Here is a 17,343-nt window from a genome sequence, read left to right as displayed (position 1 = left end):
GGGTCATCCCTTGGGACTACCCTGACTGCACCCTGAATCATCCCTGAGACCGGCGAAATCGGAGGCTTGCGTCTGTAGCGTGGGTGGTACGAACGGATCTGCGGCGAGCAGAAGCCGTCACCGCATCCACAGCTACGCAAAGGAACGCTTCCATGATTGAAGCAAAAGGCCTGTCCAAGGTCTACGGCGACAAAACCGCCGTCGGCGGAGTCAATTTCACGGTCCAGGCAGGCCAGGTCACCGGCTTCCTTGGCCCCAACGGAGCCGGCAAATCCACCACCATGAGAATGATCATGGGACTGGACACCCCGACGTCGGGCTCGGTCACCGTCAACGGTGTCCCATTCGCCAAGCACGCCGCCCCGTTGCGGGAAATCGGTGCCCTGCTGGACGCCAAGGCAGTCCATACGGGCCGTTCGGCCTACAACCACCTCCTGGCCATGGCCGCCACCCACAGCATTCCCAAGAAGCGCGTCACCGAGGTCATCGAAATGACCGGACTGGGCGAGGTCGCCAAAAAGAAGGTCAAGGGCTTTTCGCTGGGCATGGGCCAGCGGCTGGGCATCGCCGCGGCACTGCTGGGGGATCCGCAGACCATCATCCTGGACGAGCCGGTCAACGGGCTGGACCCGGAGGGGGTGGTGTGGGTCCGCAACCTGGTGAAGTACCTCGCCTCTGAAGGGCGGACCGTCTTCCTGTCCAGCCACCTGATGAGCGAAATGGCCGTGACGGCGGACCACCTGATTGTGATCGGCCGCGGAAAAATCATTGCCGACGCCCCCATCAGGGACATCATCAACGGCAAGGGCGCTAGCCGCACGCGGGTCCGCACCGACCAGCCCGACCAGCTCATGCGCCTCCTCGCCGGCGCGGGAGTTTCGGTGGAGGCCCAGGATCAGGAACTGCTGGAGGTCAAGGGGCTGGATCCCCGCCAGATCGCACGCGCCGCCCTGGACAACCACGTCATGATCTACGAACTCACCCCGCTCCAGGCCAGCCTCGAAGAGGCCTACATGGAGCTGACCAAGGATGAGGTCGAATACCACTCGCTGATCACCACGGGAGCCCCCGTTCCCGCCCAGACCGGAGGCAACTAAGCCATGAGCTCAACCACTTTGGAACCCAACCCCTCAGGCCGCCGGGCCCAGTCCGGCAGCCAGCCTCAAGCCGGGACGCCCGCAGGGCAGGCTTCCCTTCCGGCCGGCCGTCCGGCGTCACCGGGCCCCGGTCCCAGTTTCCTGCGTGTGCTGAACTCGGAATTCATCAAGTTCCGGACCCTGCTCTCGACGCTCATCCTGCTCGGTTCCACCATGTTGGTGATGGTCGGCTTCGGTGCCCTGGCGGCCTGGTCGACGGGCCAGTTCCGCGAGCAGATGGCGTCGGATCCGGCAGCGGCTGCCCAGATGGCCGCCCAGGGCGGCGATATTGCGGTGACTGCGCCCACTTCCGGTGTCGTCTTCGCCCAGCTGATCCTGGGGTCCCTCGGCGTGCTGCTGATGAGCTCCGAGTTCACCACCGGGATGGCGCGTTCCACGTTTGCGGCCGTGCCCAAGAGGATCCCAGCCTTCGTGGCGAAATTCCTCGTGGTTGGTGTCGTGTCCTTCGCCCTCACAGGCGTCTCGACCCTGCTGGCCGGGCTGATATCCGTCCCGATCCTGGACAACTACGACCTTGGCCTGGACCTGGCCAGTTCGCAGTCCGTCAAACTCCTGATCGTCAACAGCCTCTACGTGGCCGCTGTGGCTACCATCGGCATGTCCCTGGGCAGCATCATCCGGAATTCCGCCGGCGGGATCATGAGCCTGGTGGGTCTCTTCTTCGTGGTTCCGATCGCCTTCCAGCTGATTCCCGGCGAATTCTTCGAGGAAGCCCGCAAGTACCTCCCCGGCAACACCGTTGACCCCCTGACGGCCGTAAACCATGTGGACGGGTCCCTTGAGGCGTGGCAGGCGGCCTTGGTGCTCGGCGCTTGGGTGGTCGTTCCTGCAGTGCTCGCCATGATCCTACTGAAAAAGCGCGACGTATGAGCAGGTCCGGCAGCGGAAGGGCCGTCTAGGCTCAACGCATGCATGAAGAACTGCCGGCAAAGGACGCATCAGCCCTGACTCAGGTTGATGCGTCCTTTGCCGAACTCGCCGACCGGCGCCGGGGCAGGCTCCGGCGGTACCTCCACCGGCACCCCCGGGCCATGGATGCCGTGGTGGTGCTGTGCTACCTGCTCCTCGTCACGCCCACCACAGTGGACGCCGTGGCCGACGGCGGCTGGGCGGCGACGGCGCTCCTTGCCGCCGTCGCCGTGGCGCTCTCGTTCCGCCGGTCCCATCCGGTGGCCGTTGTGGCGGCAGTGGCCGTGCTCGAAGTAGGCATCACCCTCCTGCACCCCTGGGGCTCCAATGTTTCAGGCGGCCTCTGGTTTGCCCTCTATGCGTTGGCAGTGCAGCGGTCCCGCAGGTTCTCCATCACGGCGCTGGCATTGGCCAACGCTCCGTTATCACTGCTGTACTTCCTCACCCTTGTGGGGCCGCTGGAACGGGCGCTTCCCAACGGGGGTCCCGCAGCGCCGGAGAATTCGCAGCTTGTCTTCGGAATCGTTGCCGGCATCACCATCACGCTGTCCAACATCATCGCCACCGGAATCGGCATCTCCGTCAGGCAGCGCCGGGAACACGAACAGGAAATCGCAGCATGGGCGGCCCGGACGGCGGAGCTGGGTTCGGTCACTGAACGCAACCGGATCGCGCGGGAAATGCACGACGTCGTTGCCCACTCCCTGACGGTAATGGTCACCTTGTCGGACGGCGCGGCCGTGGTGGTCAGGAAGAGCCCGGACCGCGCCGCCGTAGTGCTGGCCGAACTGTCGCGGACCGGACGGACGGCCTTGGCCGACATGCGCCGCGTGCTGGGCGTCCTGCGCGACGAATCGCCTGCCGGACAGGCACCGCGCCAGCCCCTGAGCGCAGGAAACAGCCTTGCCAAACTGCTGGAGGGATTCCGGACGGCGGGATTGCCGCTGCACTACTCGCACACCGGGCCGGCACTTCCTGACGACGCGGCGTTCCAGCTGACCGTCTACCGGATTGTTCAGGAATCACTGACGAATGTGCTCCGGTACGGCCGGGCCCTGAGCCGGGTGGATGTCAACATGGTGCGCGCTGACGGCACGGTGACCATTGAAGTGCTCGACGACGGCCGGGGCACTGTGGGCCAGGTGGGAACGGGCGGAGCGGGAACGGTGGGCGGAGCCAAACCGCTGGGGACTGGCCAGGGCCTGACCGGAATGCGCGAGCGGGCGGGAATCTACGGCGGTACGGTGGAAGCCGGACGCCCGGCCGCCGGAGGATGGCGGGTCAGGGCTGTACTGAATTGGAATGGGGACCAAGGAAAATCATGAATGGCAATGCACCGATCAAAGTCGTGCTGGTGGACGACCAGCCGCTGCTGAGGATGGGCTTCCGGCTGATCCTCGAGGGCGAGGATGATCTTCGGATCGTGGGGGAAGCGTCCGACGGGGCGGAAGCAATCCGGCAGGTCAGGGAAATGAACCCGGATGTGGTGCTGATGGATGTGCGGATGCCGGTCCTGGATGGAATCGAGGCAACCCGGGCAGTGACCTCTTCAGGATCCGCCGCCAAGGTGATCATCCTGACCACATTCGACCTGGACGAGTACGCCTTTGCCGGCCTGCAGGCCGGTGCTTCGGCATTTTTGCTCAAGGATGTGGCGCCGGCTGATCTGGTGAATGCCGTGCGGGTGGTGGCCAGCGGAGACGCCGTGGTGGCCCCGCGCGTCACGCGCCGCCTGCTGGAAGCCTATGTGCGCGGGGACCACCCCTCGGCCGTGCCCGGTCAACGCCTGGGATCTTCCGCGCCGGCAGCGGGCCGGGGCCGGCATGCAAACGGCGACGAGCAGCACAGGGACCCTTTGCTGGAGGCGCTGACACCGCGCGAAACGGAAATGCTGGAGGCCATGGCCGAGGGACTGTCCAACGCCGAGATCGCCCACAGGTTCTTCCTGTCCGAGGCAACCGTGAAAACCCACGTGCGCAGGATCCTCGCCAAACTCCATCTCCGGGACAGGGTGCAGGCAGTTGTTTATGCCTACGAGACAGGGCTGGTGGTCCCGAGCAATCCGGACTACTAACTACCCAGAAGTAGATTTCGGGCACATTTCCATATTGCCCTCAGGGATACTTTTGTTGCCTTGCGCTGTTCTTCGTTGTGGGAAGCGCTGTTTCGTGGCCACCTAATATGTTCGACTGCACAAGATGTGGCGTCCGGCATCCGGTCTAGGGTGAGAAAGAAATGTGGCCTGACGCACGGAGATCCGTGCCTGTCCGGGGCCCGCACCCTCAACTAAGGACGGCGCTTCCATGCACGCTGACCAACAGCTCTCCAAGTCCCTGAAACCCAGGCACCTGTCCATGATCGCCATTGCCGGCGTGATCGGCGCGGGCCTCTTTGTCGGCTCCGGTGCCGCCATCCAGCAGGCCGGCCCCGGCATTCTGCTCGCCTACATGGCTGCGGGCATCGTGGTGATCCTGGTGATGCGGATGCTGGGTGAAATGGCCGCGGCCAACCCCGAGACCGGATCGTTCTCCACCTACGCGGACAAGGCCCTGGGCCGGTGGGCCGGATTCAGCATCGGCTGGCTCTACGCGTGGTTCTGGATCATAGTCCTGGGAATCGAAGCAACGGCTGGCGCAGCCATCATGCACCGCTGGGTTCCGGGAATCGACCAGTGGGTGTGGGCGCTGGTCCTCATGGTGCTGTTGACGCTGACGAACCTGGGCTCGGTGAAGTCCTACGGCGAGTTCGAGTTCTGGTTTGCCTCCATCAAGGTGGCTGCCATCGTATTGTTCCTGCTCTTCGGCGTGGCCGCCATCCTGGGCCTGATCCCCGGAGTTCCGGCACCGGGGCTGGACAACCTGGTCAACAACGGCGGATTCCTCCCCAACGGCCCCGGAGCGGTGCTCGCCGGCATCCTGGTGGTCGTCTTCTCCTTCTTCGGCGCTGAAATCGCCACCATCGCGGCCGGTGAGTCCGAGAACCCCGTGGACGCCGTCAAGAAGGCCGTGAAGTCCACCGTCTGGCGCATCCTGGTGTTCTACATCGGTTCCATCGCCATCGTGGTCACCCTGCTGCCGTGGAACTCCGCCTCCGTGGCCAAGAGCCCTTACGTTGCGGTAATCGAGCTCTTCGGCATCCCGGGCGCCGGCACCATCATGGACATTGTGGTCCTGACCTCGGTGCTGTCCTGCCTGAACTCGGGCCTCTACACGGCCAGCCGCATGCTGTTCTCGCTCTCCCGCCGGGGGGACGCACCCCGGGCCTGGATGAAGATCTCCAAGCGCGGCGTTCCGGCCGCCGCGGTGATGGCCTCCACCGTGGTGGGTTTCGTCACCGTCGGCCTCAACTACATTGCGCCGGACACGGTGTTCCTGTTCCTGGTCAACACGTCAGGCGCTATCGCGCTGTTCGTCTGGCTGGTCATCGCTTCCTCGCAGCTGATTCTCCGCCACCGCATGGGTTCGGCCGCCAAGGACCTTGCCCTGAAGATGTGGCTCTTCCCCTACCTGACCTGGGTGTCCATCGTCAGCATTGTTGCGCTGCTGATCGGCATGGTGGTCCTGGAGTCCACCCGGGAGTCGCTGCTGCTCTCACTGGCATTGGCTCTCGTTGTGGTGGGCATCGGCGTCTGGCGCTACCGCAAGAACCTCGGCAGCACCGGCGGGACAGAAGAAGCCGGGACCGAACAAACCGCCACGACCAGCACCGACCGGACGGACGCCACAGCCGAAGAAGCCGGCGTAGGTGCCGGACCGGCGTCGTGATTCGCCAGCGTTAGCCCAGCAGTAACCGGGCGTAACCCGCCCGCAAACCGGAGTCCGGCCGCCTTCAGTCCAGGTGGCCGGACTCCGTGCTTTCGGAGTCCACGTCCATACGGGAGTCCGCGTCCGCCGCCGGATCCACGCCCTGGCCCGGCTGCACGGAATCGAAGAACTTGTGCTCCCCGGCTGCGGCGGCGGAACTGTGAACGCGGGTCCGAATGAAGCTGACGTCCTCCGCACTGAGCTGGATGGCGCCGTGCTGGTCCCGAACCACCGGCTCATCGGCAACCCGGGCAACGATCGTGGCGATCGTCCTCGGCAGCACCACACAGCCGGGATTGTCCATGAACCAGCGGCGGGTGGCGGGATCAAGCCGGTGCCACTGTGTTTTCAGTTCCATTGAGGGACCCGTTCCATATGTTCTGCTGCCTCTTTCCCGGTCGCCCGGCTGGTTGAATGAGCCTGTTGGCTGATGGACCGACGCTATTCGCGGCTGATCGGGAGCCGCTTCTCCGGGGCATCCGCTAATGGTGCCGCGGGAAGCGGCGTTCTGACTTCGAGCACGCCGTCCCTGAAGGACACCTTGATATCTGTGTCGGTAACCCCTTCCGGCAACGGCAGGTTGCGGGTGAAGGGGCGGTAACGCAAACCGGAATGATGGCCGTTCCCGTCGGAGGGACCATCGGATTCCCCGCGTCCGGCGCGGATATGAAGCACGCCTCCGGCCACGGACACCTCGATGTCACGGTCCGGGTCCGCGCCGGGCATTTCGGCCCGGACCACGAGGGTCTCCCGGTCGACGAACTCCTCGACACGCACATCGGCGACACAGACCTCCTCGTTATGAACGGGGACCTGTACGTTGTTGGGATCAAAGACCCGCCCGAGTGCGCCGGTGAAGCCCGAGGGAGTCCTGCCCGCCCCGTCGTCGGCGTCCGGCCATCGGGCCGACTCGAACGGGGACCATTTCAACGCACCGGACATAGCTCTCTCCTGGTTGTTCTCCTGGCAGGGCGGCAACCACAGGCGGCCTGACCCACACCAGTAGATACCTGTCCGGCGAGCGGGGGTAGGGACCAAAGTCCCCGACTGGACCGGTCATTCACGAAACGGCGGGATCCCGGCGGCGGGCACCGCCGCTTTGCCGGCCGGCCACCGCCGCTGCGCCTGAAGCAACCGCACAGCCGGCACACAGGAAAGGCCTACCCGCGGCCTAGTCGTTCGGAGTTTGATGGGTCCATGACTACATCACCGCAGCCTCCCCACGAACCGCATCCCAACCATGACCGCGGCCTGGAATTCGACCTTTCGACGCTGATGAGCCGCCGGTCGCTGGGCATGTTTTTCGGTGCCGGCGCAGCGGGCGCAGCACTGGCTGCCTGCAGCCCGGGCGGGTCCACCTCCGACGCTACCAGTACGACGGCGGCCGCCACCGGTTCCGCAACAGCGACGGCGACCCCCTCCGCGTCGACGTCCGCCACGCCGTCGGCGTCACCCACGCTGACCCGTGCCATTGCCGAATGCGGTGTGGAAATTCCGCAGGAGACAGCGGGTCCCTACCCGGGGGACGGTTCCAACGGGCCCAACGTCCTGGAGGCATCCGGCGTCGTCCGGCAGGACATCACTTCGAGCTTCGGGGCCTCCACCACCAAGGCCGAAGGCATCCCGCTGACGGTCACCCTGACTCTTCTGGACAACGCCAACGGCTGCACACCGCTTGCCGGCGCCGCCGTCTATGCCTGGCACTGCGACCGCGACGGCAAGTACTCGATGTACGACGCCGGGATGGAAAACGAGAACTTCCTCCGTGGGGTCCAGGAAGCTGACGCGAACGGACAGGTCACGTTCACCACCATCTACCCCGGGGCGTACAACGGCCGATGGCCCCACATCCACTTCGAAGTCTTCGAGTCCATGAGCAATGCCACGGTGGCCGGCCAGGTGCTGGCGATCTCACAGATCGCCATGACGGAGGCTGCCTGCAACGAGGTCTACGCCACGGCAGGCTACGAGTCCAGCGCCCGGAACTTTCCCAACACCACGCTCACCTCGGACAACGTCTTTGGCGACGACGGCGGCATCTACCAGCTGGCCACCATGTCCGGTTCGGTGGCAGGCGGCTACATGGCTGGGCTCAACGTGACGGTGTAGGAAACGGCGTAGAAAAGCGCCTTCGGCGGTGGGCCGTCGTGGCACCGCTAGACTCGGAGCCATGCCTTCCCACGCCACTGCCGCAGACCACATCCGGGACCTCGGCGCGTACGTCAGCGCGTCGCCGTCGAGCTTCCACGCAGTGGAGGAAGCCGCACGGCGGCTGGACGAGGCGGGCTTCACCGGGCTGGACGAGCTTGAGGCGTGGCCGGCCGGCGCAGGCAAAGGTCCCGAAGCCGGCGCGGCAGGCCGGTTCTACGTGGTCCGCGACGGTGCGCTGATCGCCTGGGTGACGCCGGAGAGTGCCGGACCCACCACCGGGTTCAACGTCCTGGGGGCGCACACCGATTCGCCGTCGTTCAAGCTCAAGCCCAAGCCCACCATGGGGAAGTTCGGTTGGCTCCAGGCAGGCGTCGAGGTCTACGGCGGTCCGCTGCTCAACTCCTGGCTGGACCGTGAACTGCAGCTGGCCGGGCGGCTGGTGATGCTCGACGGCACGCAGTGCCTGACCGCTACCGGGCCGCTGCTTCGCTTCCCTCAGCTGGCCATTCATCTGGACCGGGCGGTGAACGACGGCCTTGCGCTGGACAAGCAGCAGCACATGAATCCCGTCTTCGGGCTCGGCGACCCGGCCGGCGAGGACCTCCTCGCGCTGCTGGCCGAACGGGCCACCCCGGCGGTTCCCGGCTCCGCGCCGGTGGATCCGGCACAGATCGGCGGGTACGACGTCGTCATCGCGGACACGCAGCCAGCCGCGGTTTTCGGGGCCAAAAGTGAGTTCTTCGCCTCCGGGCGGCTGGACAACCTATCCGCCACCCATGCGGGCCTGGCAGCACTCATCGCACACGGTGAGGCCGGGGAGCGCAAGGACGGCGGGCCGATTGCCGTCCTTGCGGCCTTTGACCATGAGGAGATCGGCTCCAACTCGCGCTCGGGTGCCTGCGGCCCGCTGCTCGAGGACATCCTGGTGCGCATCTCGGACGGCCTCGGCGCGTCGGCGAGCCAGCGGCGGCAGGCACTGGCGGCGTCGTTCTGCGTCTCCGCCGACGCGGGTCACGCGGTGCACCCTAACTATGCCGAGCGCCACGATCCGGTCAACCGGCCGGTCCTCAACGGCGGGCCCTTGCTGAAGATCAACGCCAACCAGCGCTACGCGACCGATGCGCCCGGAGCAGCCTTCTGGGCGCGGCTGTGCGGCGAGGCGGGGATTCCGTACCAGGAGTTCGTCTCCAACAACGTGATGCCGTGCGGATCCACCATCGGGCCACTGACAGCGACGAGGCTGGGCATCAGGACTGTCGACGTGGGTGTGCCGCTGCTGTCCATGCACTCGGCACGCGAACTCTGCGGCGTCGAAGACCCGTTCCGGCTGGCCAGTGTGACCGAACTGTTCTTCCGGACGCCGGCGTAGTCAGGACGGGCACCTGCGTTTGATCCGGAACGGCGTTGGCAGCGGGCCGGGCGCTGCTGCGAGGACGGCCTTTGCGCAGGGCCAACCGGTCGGCAACAACGGCAGCGGCGACGGCCAGTCCGAGTGCCAAAGCAGCCAAGGCACTGGCTGCGTAGACCGGCTTGGCCGGCTGGTAGCTGATTTCAGGGGCGCCAGGGGAAAGACTAGTGGTGATGTAGGACCGCGGAATCACTCCAATGGCCGCCTGCCGTTCCGCTGCCGTTGTTTGAATCCGGTCCACGATTCCGGTGAGGATTCGGCCGACGTCGTCCTTCCTCTCGGCCACCACTTCCACCGTGATGGCTGAACGGTCGAACGAGTTTTGCCATTGCCCGCCGGAACTCGGGATGTAGACGACGTAGCCGTTGCGGATGCCGGTGCCGTAAAGATTGGCCCTTGTGGTTCCGGGTGCGGCGTTGCCCTGTTCCCCGTTGACCAGCCGTTCCACCATCGCGGCGTAGCGGACTGTGGCCTGCGCATCGGCCCGCAGCGGATTTCCCGCTGCCGCGCCGCTTGGCGGGTAGAACACCACGTCAACTTTGCTCCAATAGACGCCGGTGGCCCCCCATGAGTGCAGGATGGCCGGAAGCATCAGGCTGAGAACCGTCAAAGCTACATACCAACGCCGGAGGACAGGGCGGGTGCGCGAACGGTGTGGGCGCGAGGGGCTAGGCATAGCGCTCCGTCCCGTGTGAATCCTTCATCCGCCAGTAGGCCCCGCAGAGGCCCGCTACGAGAAACAGCATTCCGGCCGCCTGCGGAAACGACAACGCGTCGAAGAATCCGGTGAGGACGGCGCCAGCCGCCAGCGATGCTGCCAGTGCCGGACCAAGCTTGGCCAAGATGGTTTCCGTGTAGTGGCGGCGCGCCGCGAGTGAGGTGACAAAACCCACGCCCGAAACGGCGCAAAGGGCGGCTAGGCCGACGATGCCCATGTCAATGAGCGTGACGAGGTACTGATTGTCGAGTATCCGGTATTCGGGCAGAAACGTTCCGAAGCCACGGCCTAGAAAGGGGTTCATTCCCACAAACGTCGAGACCACGTCGTAGCTGTCCGTCCGGGACTTAATGCTCGGATCCTGGCCGCCAAACAGTCCCTTCAGCGTTCCCATCATGCCGGGCACCAACGCCCAGACCATTCCCAGCAAAACAACGGCCACCACTCCGGCCCGGCGTCGCACTTCCGGACTCCATGAAGGAAGCAGAACCACAATGGCTACCAGGACACCGATAATCGCAGACCTCGATACGGAAAGGAGGGCTGCCAGGGTTATGGTTCCCACCGGGAACCACCGCAACAGGAGACGAGTACCGGTGTCGTGCAGGGCCAACGTCAGGGCGATCGGAAGGATCATGGAGAGTACAAACGCGTATTCCAGGGGGTTGCGGGCAGTGGACACGGACCGGTTGAATCCGCCGCGGTCCTGGAGGGCGCCGAAATCAGAAACAGACAGGCCCGGGATATTGAGCTTTTCGACAAACGACTGTCCTGTGAAGAACTGAAGCAGTCCGAGGGCTGCGAATACACCTCCGAGAAAACAGACCCAGCGAAGGAGGGTCATCAGCCGGGCCCGGTTAGGTATGCCGTCAGTGGCCAGCAGCAGGATACCGGCGAAGGCAGCCACCCGAAGCAATCCGAGGTTCAGGGCGTTGATTTCGGCTGGCGGCAGTGCCCGCGAGGCGCCGGCGGCGTAGCTCGCCAGGGCCGCCGCGACGAACACAAACATGACTATCCGGATCGGCTGGGAATCCCGCGCCAGCGACGGCGTTGGCCGTTGAACGTGATACCAGCACCACCAGAGCATGGCGATGAGTGCGAAGAGCGCAGCGGGAGCTCCTGCGCCGCCCAGCGCGGCCACACTCCTGTTGGAAGGGATCGCCAGCAGGAGGAAGAGATACACAGTCAGAACGGTGACTGCGTCCAAGCCAGCCGGGTTGAACGCTCGCACCGGCAGATGCATCTCATAGTAGGGGACCCCGCTGGCGCGCATTCTTTACCGCCGCAGGTCGGCAACAGGTGCGAGCGGTTCGGACGCCGTGGCGGTTGGCGAAGTCGCGCCCGAGTACCCCTCGCCGGACAACGGAAGGCGCCCCGTACGGTTCCTTCTCCTCAGCTCTCCCTCCGGAGGAGGCAACTCGTTGAGGGGCGCGGTGCCCGCTCCCGCGTGCTTCTTCCCGCGCCGCCTGATCAGTCTTTTGTCTGCAAGGCCGGTCAGGAGGAGTGTGCCCGCCATTCCGAGGGAAGCCACAACCAGCAGGGCACGCGTTCTGGCTTCACTCACCAGAGTCGTTTCCTTATCGATGCCAAGCGTCAGCAGGGATATCCGTGATGCCTGCGGAAGGGACAGCTCGTCCTGGAGCGAGGAAAGAGTCGCCGGCATTACGTCCAATACGCGATTCAAGACCTCTAAAGTCGTGGCAGTCGAATCTCCGGCAACTTTCACGCGCACGATTGGCCCGCTGGTTGTTGCGTCACGCTCTGTGGCATACTCCGCCCCCGGGAATTCATCCTCAATTGCGCTCCGCACCGAATCCGAATTCAATTTGACTGTTAGTACGCCCATTGCCTGGTCGAGACCGCCCATGTAAAGGAAAGGGTTGTCACCTGAGATCACAGCTGTTGGTGGGGGGATGAGGGCCACATTGGCTGTCGCCTCGTAGGTCACCGGCGCTACGCGGAACACCCAGAAGGACATCGCGGCTGTTACCAGCAGTCCCGCGAGCACGAAATACCAGCGGCGTTTTGCACTCGCGTACAAGTCACGTAAGAACATGGAAGATCCCCCGGCCCAATGCTCCCAGGCCGCCTATGCAGCATGCCATCATCATCGTTTCCCTTACCTTCGACGGACCGGGCGGAGTGCCCAGCCTGATTTGAGCCGGTCCAGGCCGTCTTTGCCCAGGGCATTCAATGCGATCATTTTGAGCATCGCCCTGCCGGCCTCCTTGACGAAACGATTCGGTACGCCCAGTGCGCGATCCCTGAACTGCTCCAACGGGCTGGACTCGGATACACCGACCAGCAATGCGGCGAAGGCATCACGGTACGGACCATCCGGGACCCGCCGTCCGCGGACTCTGTTGCTGACGTTGGAGTCGTGAACCAACTGGAGCCAGGCCGGGCCGCCGCTAACTTCCTTGACGTTCATGGAGCGGCCGAGGAGATTGTGCCAATCGGCCCAGCACGTCCGTGCGCCGCCCCACTCTTCCCTCACCGAACAAAAAGCGTTGGTTCTGTCCTTCCTTAGGTACAGGCGGGTGCCGCAGCGGATCAGCCCATTGACCAGATAAATCGCAGTGCGGGTACCTCCGGACCGGGCATCCTGGACGCGGGCAACGAAATCTGCCGCGAGCCCGTCATCGTTGTCCAGGTTCGTAGTGATGAGCTCGTTGTGCTTGGCACCGGAGACGGCTTCCAGGTCATGAAGCAGCTCAGCATTGCTGACCTCGGCGCGGTAGATCGGTGTGAAGATCGAATCCTCGTTGAGCTCGTTGATGCGTTCCCTGAGCCAGGAGGGGCTTTCTGGATCGAAATAGATAATCCAATGGAAATTTTGGTTCGACTGCCGCCGCACAGATGGCAGGCAATAGCGTTCGAAAAGCTGCAAGCGATCGCGCAGCCATCCTTCTTTGGCCCTAATTAGGCTTTCTGGGCCAGGCGAGGGCAGGTTGAACCTTGTCAGCAGTACATGGTCGGCCTGCGTGCTCACAGCTTCACCTTGTAAATGTGGTACGTATACTCTGCAGAATACGTGTCTGTGAAAGACCCTGTGGCGTCAACCGGGACAGTGCGGTTCTCAAACAGGACTTCAGCCTGGGTCGCATTCATGCTGTCGGGTAACTTGAAGTTCCTTTCACCCGGAGCGGAACTTCCGTCCACCATGGCAAAAATATACGCGTAGCCGTCGTGAATCTTCAGCATGGTGTCCAACTGGTTTCCCAGCTTAAAGTCATACGACTGTGTATTAATGACGGGTGCGAGTTCACGGATTCGGGAGTTCACTGTCTTGACTGCTTCTATCTGCTCCGCACCGCAGAAACCCGGCAGTACCTGTGAGAGCCGTAGGACACTCCCTCCTCCGCAAGGGCCGCTGAGGCTCTGGTTGAAATAGACGATGCCCCTGGCTTCGTTGATAATCGAATTCATCACGGCCCCCTGCAGCTGGCCTGCGGATATGTTCGCCACAAATGGACCTTCCCCCGGGCCGCCGTTGAGGTTTTCCACAAATTGCCACAGCGGCTGGAGTTTTCCATCTGCCGCATCCTGCATCCGCAGCGCTTTCATTGTTTTTCCGTAGCTAGATGCCGTGCGGCAGTTTTCTTCAGAAACGGGGGCCAAATGGGCATTCGAATATGGCCGTAGGCCACAGTACGGAATCGTGTACCAATACATGTCGACCGAAACGGTGTCGGTGAAATTGTTCACGAATGGCTGGGCGTCCGCCGCAGGCATGTAATGGCTTATCACCATTTGCGTGAAGTTTGCGTATTTGAAGAAGCCTTGTGGTGTGCCGTCGGCCAACGCCTGCAGATGCTGCCGGCCGGCTTCCGGGGTGAAACGTCCGTCCACTTCATCATCTAGGAAAGCGCCAACCCAATTGCGGCTCTGTTCGGTGAAGGTATCATTCAGTTTTCCGCCAATCCAGTACACACCGTTGGCTTCAAAGAGTGAGTAAGGCGTAGTGTCTGACATCCCCATGTACGTGTTGATGCCATGGTCCTTGTCGTATTGGACTTCGGTGTCGCTGCTGATGCCGTTGTACCAAATGGCTATGGGGAAAAAGTTCGGATCATCCCACCCTGCACCGTCGGCTTTGGTGAATTTCTTCCAGTACTCGGGTCCTCCTTCCCACGGGATCTTGGGGAGGTCCTGGACGGCCACAACGGGTTTTGCATTGATCGACGAGCCGTCATTGGGTGCACTGCATCCTGCGAGGACGAGCCCCAGAACCGAAAGGAGCGCCATGCAGGCAAGCCCCCGGGACGCGGCGCGCGTCCTCCCTCCTGTTCGCAGATTAATACTCGTCGCTCTGATTCCGGTCATGCTGTGCACCCTTCGGTCCGTTGAGTTCGCTGTCCAGGTTGGTCTGCTTACGTTCATTGGCCGTGCCTCCGATCAACTGTTCTCGCCCGGGTCCGCCCTGTGTCTCCCGTTCCGATGAGTGGTCTTGAATCAGTTCAAGGAGTTGGGCGGCTCTCGCCTCCCAAGTGTGGCGGCCCGCAAAATGGCGGCGTCGCTCATCATCCGCGGGATCGCGTGGGGTAGCCAGTACCCGCTGTACCTGTCGAGCGAACTCGTCGCTGCCGCTGCCGACGGTGACCAGTTCCGTGTTCAACCAACTCACGGCGGGCAGGTCGGTTGCCACGACGGGTACTCCAGCGGCCAGATAGTCCAAGGTCTTCAGTGGGAAACTAGCCCGGTTGAACGCATTATCGGCATAAGGCGTCAGGCCAACACCCGCTCCTGCCAGATGAGCCCCCAGTTCGGTAGCGGGTAACTCGCCGAGCCAGGTGACGTTTTCGGAGGCGAGGAAAGTGTCCAGGCGTCGTCCGGTTTCCGGGTCGCGGTCGGTGCGTGGCCCTATCACCAGCAGTGGAACACCGGTAGCCGTGACTGCCTCCAGCAGCCCCATGTCCAGGCGTTCGTTCAACTGGCCCACGAGGACGGCGTTTCCGGACCGTTCGTCGCCCGGAGGCCCTTCCTCCGGGAGATTGCACCCGTTCGGAAGGACGACGACGGCCGCTGGCAATCCGGGCCTAAGGCTTTCGGCCAAATAGGGAGACACTGCAGCGGTGATGTCTGCCCTGTCCAGGTTACGGAGGAGGGTCCGGCGCACAAATGGTCCGGACAGTCCCATCATCGCTGCTCCGGAAACCCAGTCATCGGTGGCGAAAAGGATTCTGGTGCCGGCGACGCCGGAGGGGAATTCCGTTATGGGCGAGGAGACCATAACCGCGACGGGTGTTGCCGCCATTGCGCGAAGGGCGGCCCGGACAGCCCGACTTAGGAGATGTTTGGTCACCCGGGCAAGAATCGGCCGGGTAAAGCCGGGCAAGGCCAGCGAGCGTAGGCGGGTTATTTCTGGCGCGACCTGGCTCAGTTCGGTGAGGCCCCTCAGCACGCATTTCCCGTTCCGGAACGCCAAATGAACCGGGAGTGGCGGATCGACCCACAGGACGGGCACGCGGATGGCCAAAGCTGCCGCAAGCCGGTGGTCCGTTCCAGGAATGTTTTCCCAGCGGCTTCCGGGCGTATATACGAAAACATGCTCCATCTGCTTGCGGTCCCCACTGCCGGTTCGAAGAATGCGGTCGCCTTCCTGCGTGAGGAGGAGACCGTGTCTTCTGTAGTCCTTTTCCATTCCCCCAAGTTTTCGTTGGAGGTTGCGCTTCTGCAGTCTTCTCACCGGCGGCGCCCCACGACGTGGTAGTTCCGGCCAGCCTCTTGGCTGGACGGTCCATGGACCACTGGTGATGAATTGAGGCAAATATAGTGGCTGGGTTCACCCGGTACTAGAGAATCCACCACTTGGTAGTGGGCAAGCACCACTCGCACTGAAACGCCGGGGGACTCGGACTCGGCACTTGGAAACTTCGATCGTCCGGCCCGTCATTCCGCCCGGGAGCCCGGTCCATTCGGCCCATACTCAGGCCAGTCCGATCACCAGGTTGATGGTCGTGGCGAGGATGACGGTGCCGAAGAGATAGGAAAGCAGGCTGTGCTTGAGGGCCTCGGCCCTGATGAGGTGGTTCTGCAGATTGGTGTCAGACACCTGGTACGTCATGCCCAGGCTCGTGGCGAGATAGGCAAAATCCGTGTACTGCGGCGGCCGCTCCTGGTTGAAGTCAATGCCGCCCACCTCCCGTGCGCCGCGTTTGCCGGTGCTGTAGTAGAGCTCGGCGTAGCGCAGGGTGAAGAGGGTCTGCACCAGGATCCAGGACAATGCGACACACGCCAGGGCCAGCAGCCCGCCGTTGAGTCGCGAGCCGCCGTCGGATCTATGGGAGTCCACGACGACGACGGCAACAGCGGCCAGGCTGGCAACGTTGGCCACCAGGATCAGCAGGTCGGTGGTCCTGCGGGACGGGTCCTCCGACGTCGCATGGGCTCGCGTCCCGGCGGGGCCGAGCCTTCCCACCACAAGCCACACCCAGGCCACGTAGACCAGCGCGGCGCTGCCCCAACCTACGGCCGGCGCTTCGACCCAGTGCCCGGACAGCCCGGTTGCTGCCGCGGCAGCCAGGCCTGCCGCGACCATGGCCAAGAACCGCAGCCGGCTTCGTCTGATCCTGGGGGGCGGAGGGCTGGTGTCCATGTGTCGTTACTTTAGCCAAACAAACAGGCCGGGCCCCGTTCCCGCACGCTTTTCCACATAGCGTCCGGGGGCGTTTCCGCCCGGCACGGCCACGGGACTAGCCTGAACGGGTCACGAATCGCCGAAACCGGCCTAAATGCACTAAGATATTGAAGTCTGTGCTGCGTCCTGTCTCCGTTTTGGTGACCGGGCGTGCATGGCATCGCAAATGAACCTCCTGTTACGGAAATGCCGTAACCGCTTAGCCCAAAGGAGGTGGGTTCACATATGCGTCCTTACGAATTGATGGTAATCATCGACCCCGAGGTCGAAGAGCGTACCGTTGAGCCAACGCTTCAGAAGTTCCTGAACGTCATCACCAACGATGGTGGAACCATCGAAAAGGTTGACATCTGGGGCCGTCGTCGCCTGGCTTACGAAATCAAGAAGAAGTCTGAAGGTATCTACGCAGTGGTGAACTTCACCGCCAAGCCGGACACCGCCAAGGAACTTGACCGCCAGCTGAGTCTCAATGAGACCATCATGCGCACCAAGATCACCCGCCCCGAAGAGCAGAAGGTCGTTGCTGAGTAATTTCAGCTCCCGACATTCAATCTTTA

16 protein-coding genes are annotated in these 17,343 nt (G+C 63.5%); 8 read left to right on the top strand and 8 right to left on the bottom strand.

The window, feature by feature from the left end; genetic code table 11:
• Positions 1-152 precede the first annotated feature (152 nt).
• From CXQ91_RS14300 to CXQ91_RS14280, 5 genes are all read left to right on the top strand, one after another.
• The gene (locus CXQ91_RS14300; RefSeq protein WP_104174581.1) at positions 153-1,097 is read left to right on the top strand and encodes an ABC transporter ATP-binding protein; all 945 of its coding nucleotides are present in this window, start codon (positions 153-155) and stop codon (positions 1,095-1,097) included.
• A gap of 3 nt (positions 1,098-1,100) precedes the next feature.
• Positions 1,101-2,027, top strand: a complete 927-nt coding sequence (locus CXQ91_RS14295) for an ABC transporter permease (protein ID WP_104174580.1) — start codon at positions 1,101-1,103, stop codon at positions 2,025-2,027.
• 38 nt (positions 2,028-2,065) lie between these two features.
• Complete coding sequence (locus CXQ91_RS14290) at positions 2,066-3,391, top strand: sensor histidine kinase (RefSeq protein ID WP_104174579.1); 1,326 nt, start codon at positions 2,066-2,068, stop codon at positions 3,389-3,391.
• Entirely contained in the window at positions 3,388-4,140 is a 753-nt protein-coding gene (locus tag CXQ91_RS14285) for a response regulator transcription factor (RefSeq protein WP_104174578.1), read from the top strand. The genes CXQ91_RS14290 and CXQ91_RS14285 overlap by 4 nt, the downstream gene beginning before the upstream one ends.
• 229 nt (positions 4,141-4,369) lie before the next feature.
• Complete coding sequence (locus CXQ91_RS14280) at positions 4,370-5,830, top strand: amino acid permease (protein ID WP_104174577.1); 1,461 nt, start codon at positions 4,370-4,372, stop codon at positions 5,828-5,830.
• A gap of 64 nt (positions 5,831-5,894) precedes the next feature.
• On the opposite strand, the gene CXQ91_RS14275 is transcribed toward CXQ91_RS14280, so the two are convergent.
• Positions 5,895-6,227, bottom strand: coding sequence for a hypothetical protein (locus CXQ91_RS14275; RefSeq protein WP_181038894.1), 333 nt, complete (start codon positions 6,225-6,227; stop codon positions 5,895-5,897).
• Between the two features lie 83 nt (positions 6,228-6,310).
• Positions 6,311-6,811, bottom strand: coding sequence for an Hsp20/alpha crystallin family protein (locus CXQ91_RS14270; RefSeq protein WP_104174576.1), 501 nt, complete (start codon positions 6,809-6,811; stop codon positions 6,311-6,313).
• 255 nt (positions 6,812-7,066) lie between these two features.
• On the opposite strand from CXQ91_RS14270, the gene CXQ91_RS14265 reads away from it, so the two are divergent.
• Positions 7,067-7,978 (top strand): intradiol ring-cleavage dioxygenase, encoded by a 912-nt coding sequence (locus tag CXQ91_RS14265; protein WP_104174575.1) that lies wholly within the window; start codon positions 7,067-7,069, stop codon positions 7,976-7,978.
• A gap of 61 nt (positions 7,979-8,039) precedes the next feature.
• Positions 8,040-9,389 carry a M18 family aminopeptidase gene (locus tag CXQ91_RS14260; RefSeq protein WP_104174574.1) on the top strand — a complete coding sequence of 450 codons (1,350 nt, stop codon included), beginning with the start codon at positions 8,040-8,042 and terminating at the stop codon, positions 9,387-9,389.
• A gap of 707 nt (positions 9,390-10,096) precedes the next feature.
• Here the strand turns inward: CXQ91_RS14260 and CXQ91_RS14255 are convergent.
• From CXQ91_RS14255 to CXQ91_RS14230, 6 genes are all read right to left on the bottom strand, one after another.
• Positions 10,097-11,353 (bottom strand): O-antigen ligase, encoded by a 1,257-nt coding sequence (locus CXQ91_RS14255; protein WP_181038893.1) that lies wholly within the window; start codon positions 11,351-11,353, stop codon positions 10,097-10,099.
• Between the two features lie 69 nt (positions 11,354-11,422).
• Positions 11,423-12,202, bottom strand: coding sequence for a hypothetical protein (locus CXQ91_RS14250; RefSeq protein ID WP_104174572.1), 780 nt, complete (start codon positions 12,200-12,202; stop codon positions 11,423-11,425).
• A gap of 63 nt (positions 12,203-12,265) precedes the next feature.
• Entirely contained in the window at positions 12,266-13,138 is an 873-nt protein-coding gene (locus CXQ91_RS14245) for a glycosyltransferase (protein ID WP_104174571.1), read from the bottom strand.
• Positions 13,135-14,472, bottom strand: coding sequence for a hypothetical protein (locus CXQ91_RS14240; RefSeq protein WP_146072342.1), 1,338 nt, complete (start codon positions 14,470-14,472; stop codon positions 13,135-13,137). The genes CXQ91_RS14245 and CXQ91_RS14240 overlap by 4 nt, the downstream gene beginning before the upstream one ends.
• Entirely contained in the window at positions 14,444-15,790 is a 1,347-nt protein-coding gene (locus tag CXQ91_RS14235) for a glycosyltransferase (RefSeq protein ID WP_104174569.1), read from the bottom strand. The genes CXQ91_RS14240 and CXQ91_RS14235 overlap by 29 nt, the downstream gene beginning before the upstream one ends.
• A 285-nt stretch (positions 15,791-16,075) precedes the next feature.
• A complete protein-coding gene (locus tag CXQ91_RS14230) occupies positions 16,076-16,744 on the bottom strand; it encodes a DUF1345 domain-containing protein (protein ID WP_104174568.1) in 669 nt (222 codons plus the stop codon).
• Between the two features lie 267 nt (positions 16,745-17,011).
• On the opposite strand from CXQ91_RS14230, the gene rpsF reads away from it, so the two are divergent.
• Positions 17,012-17,317, top strand: a complete 306-nt coding sequence (gene rpsF, locus CXQ91_RS14225; protein WP_055802737.1) for a 30S ribosomal protein S6 — start codon at positions 17,012-17,014, stop codon at positions 17,315-17,317.
• The last annotated feature ends 26 nt before the right edge of the window (positions 17,318-17,343 follow it).

This window comes from Arthrobacter sp. Y81 (assembly GCF_002929335.1).
GTDB lineage: Bacteria > Actinomycetota > Actinomycetes > Actinomycetales > Micrococcaceae > Arthrobacter.
Note: the sequence above shows the minus strand (reverse complement) of the source record. Positions and strands in the feature narration are given on the sequence as shown.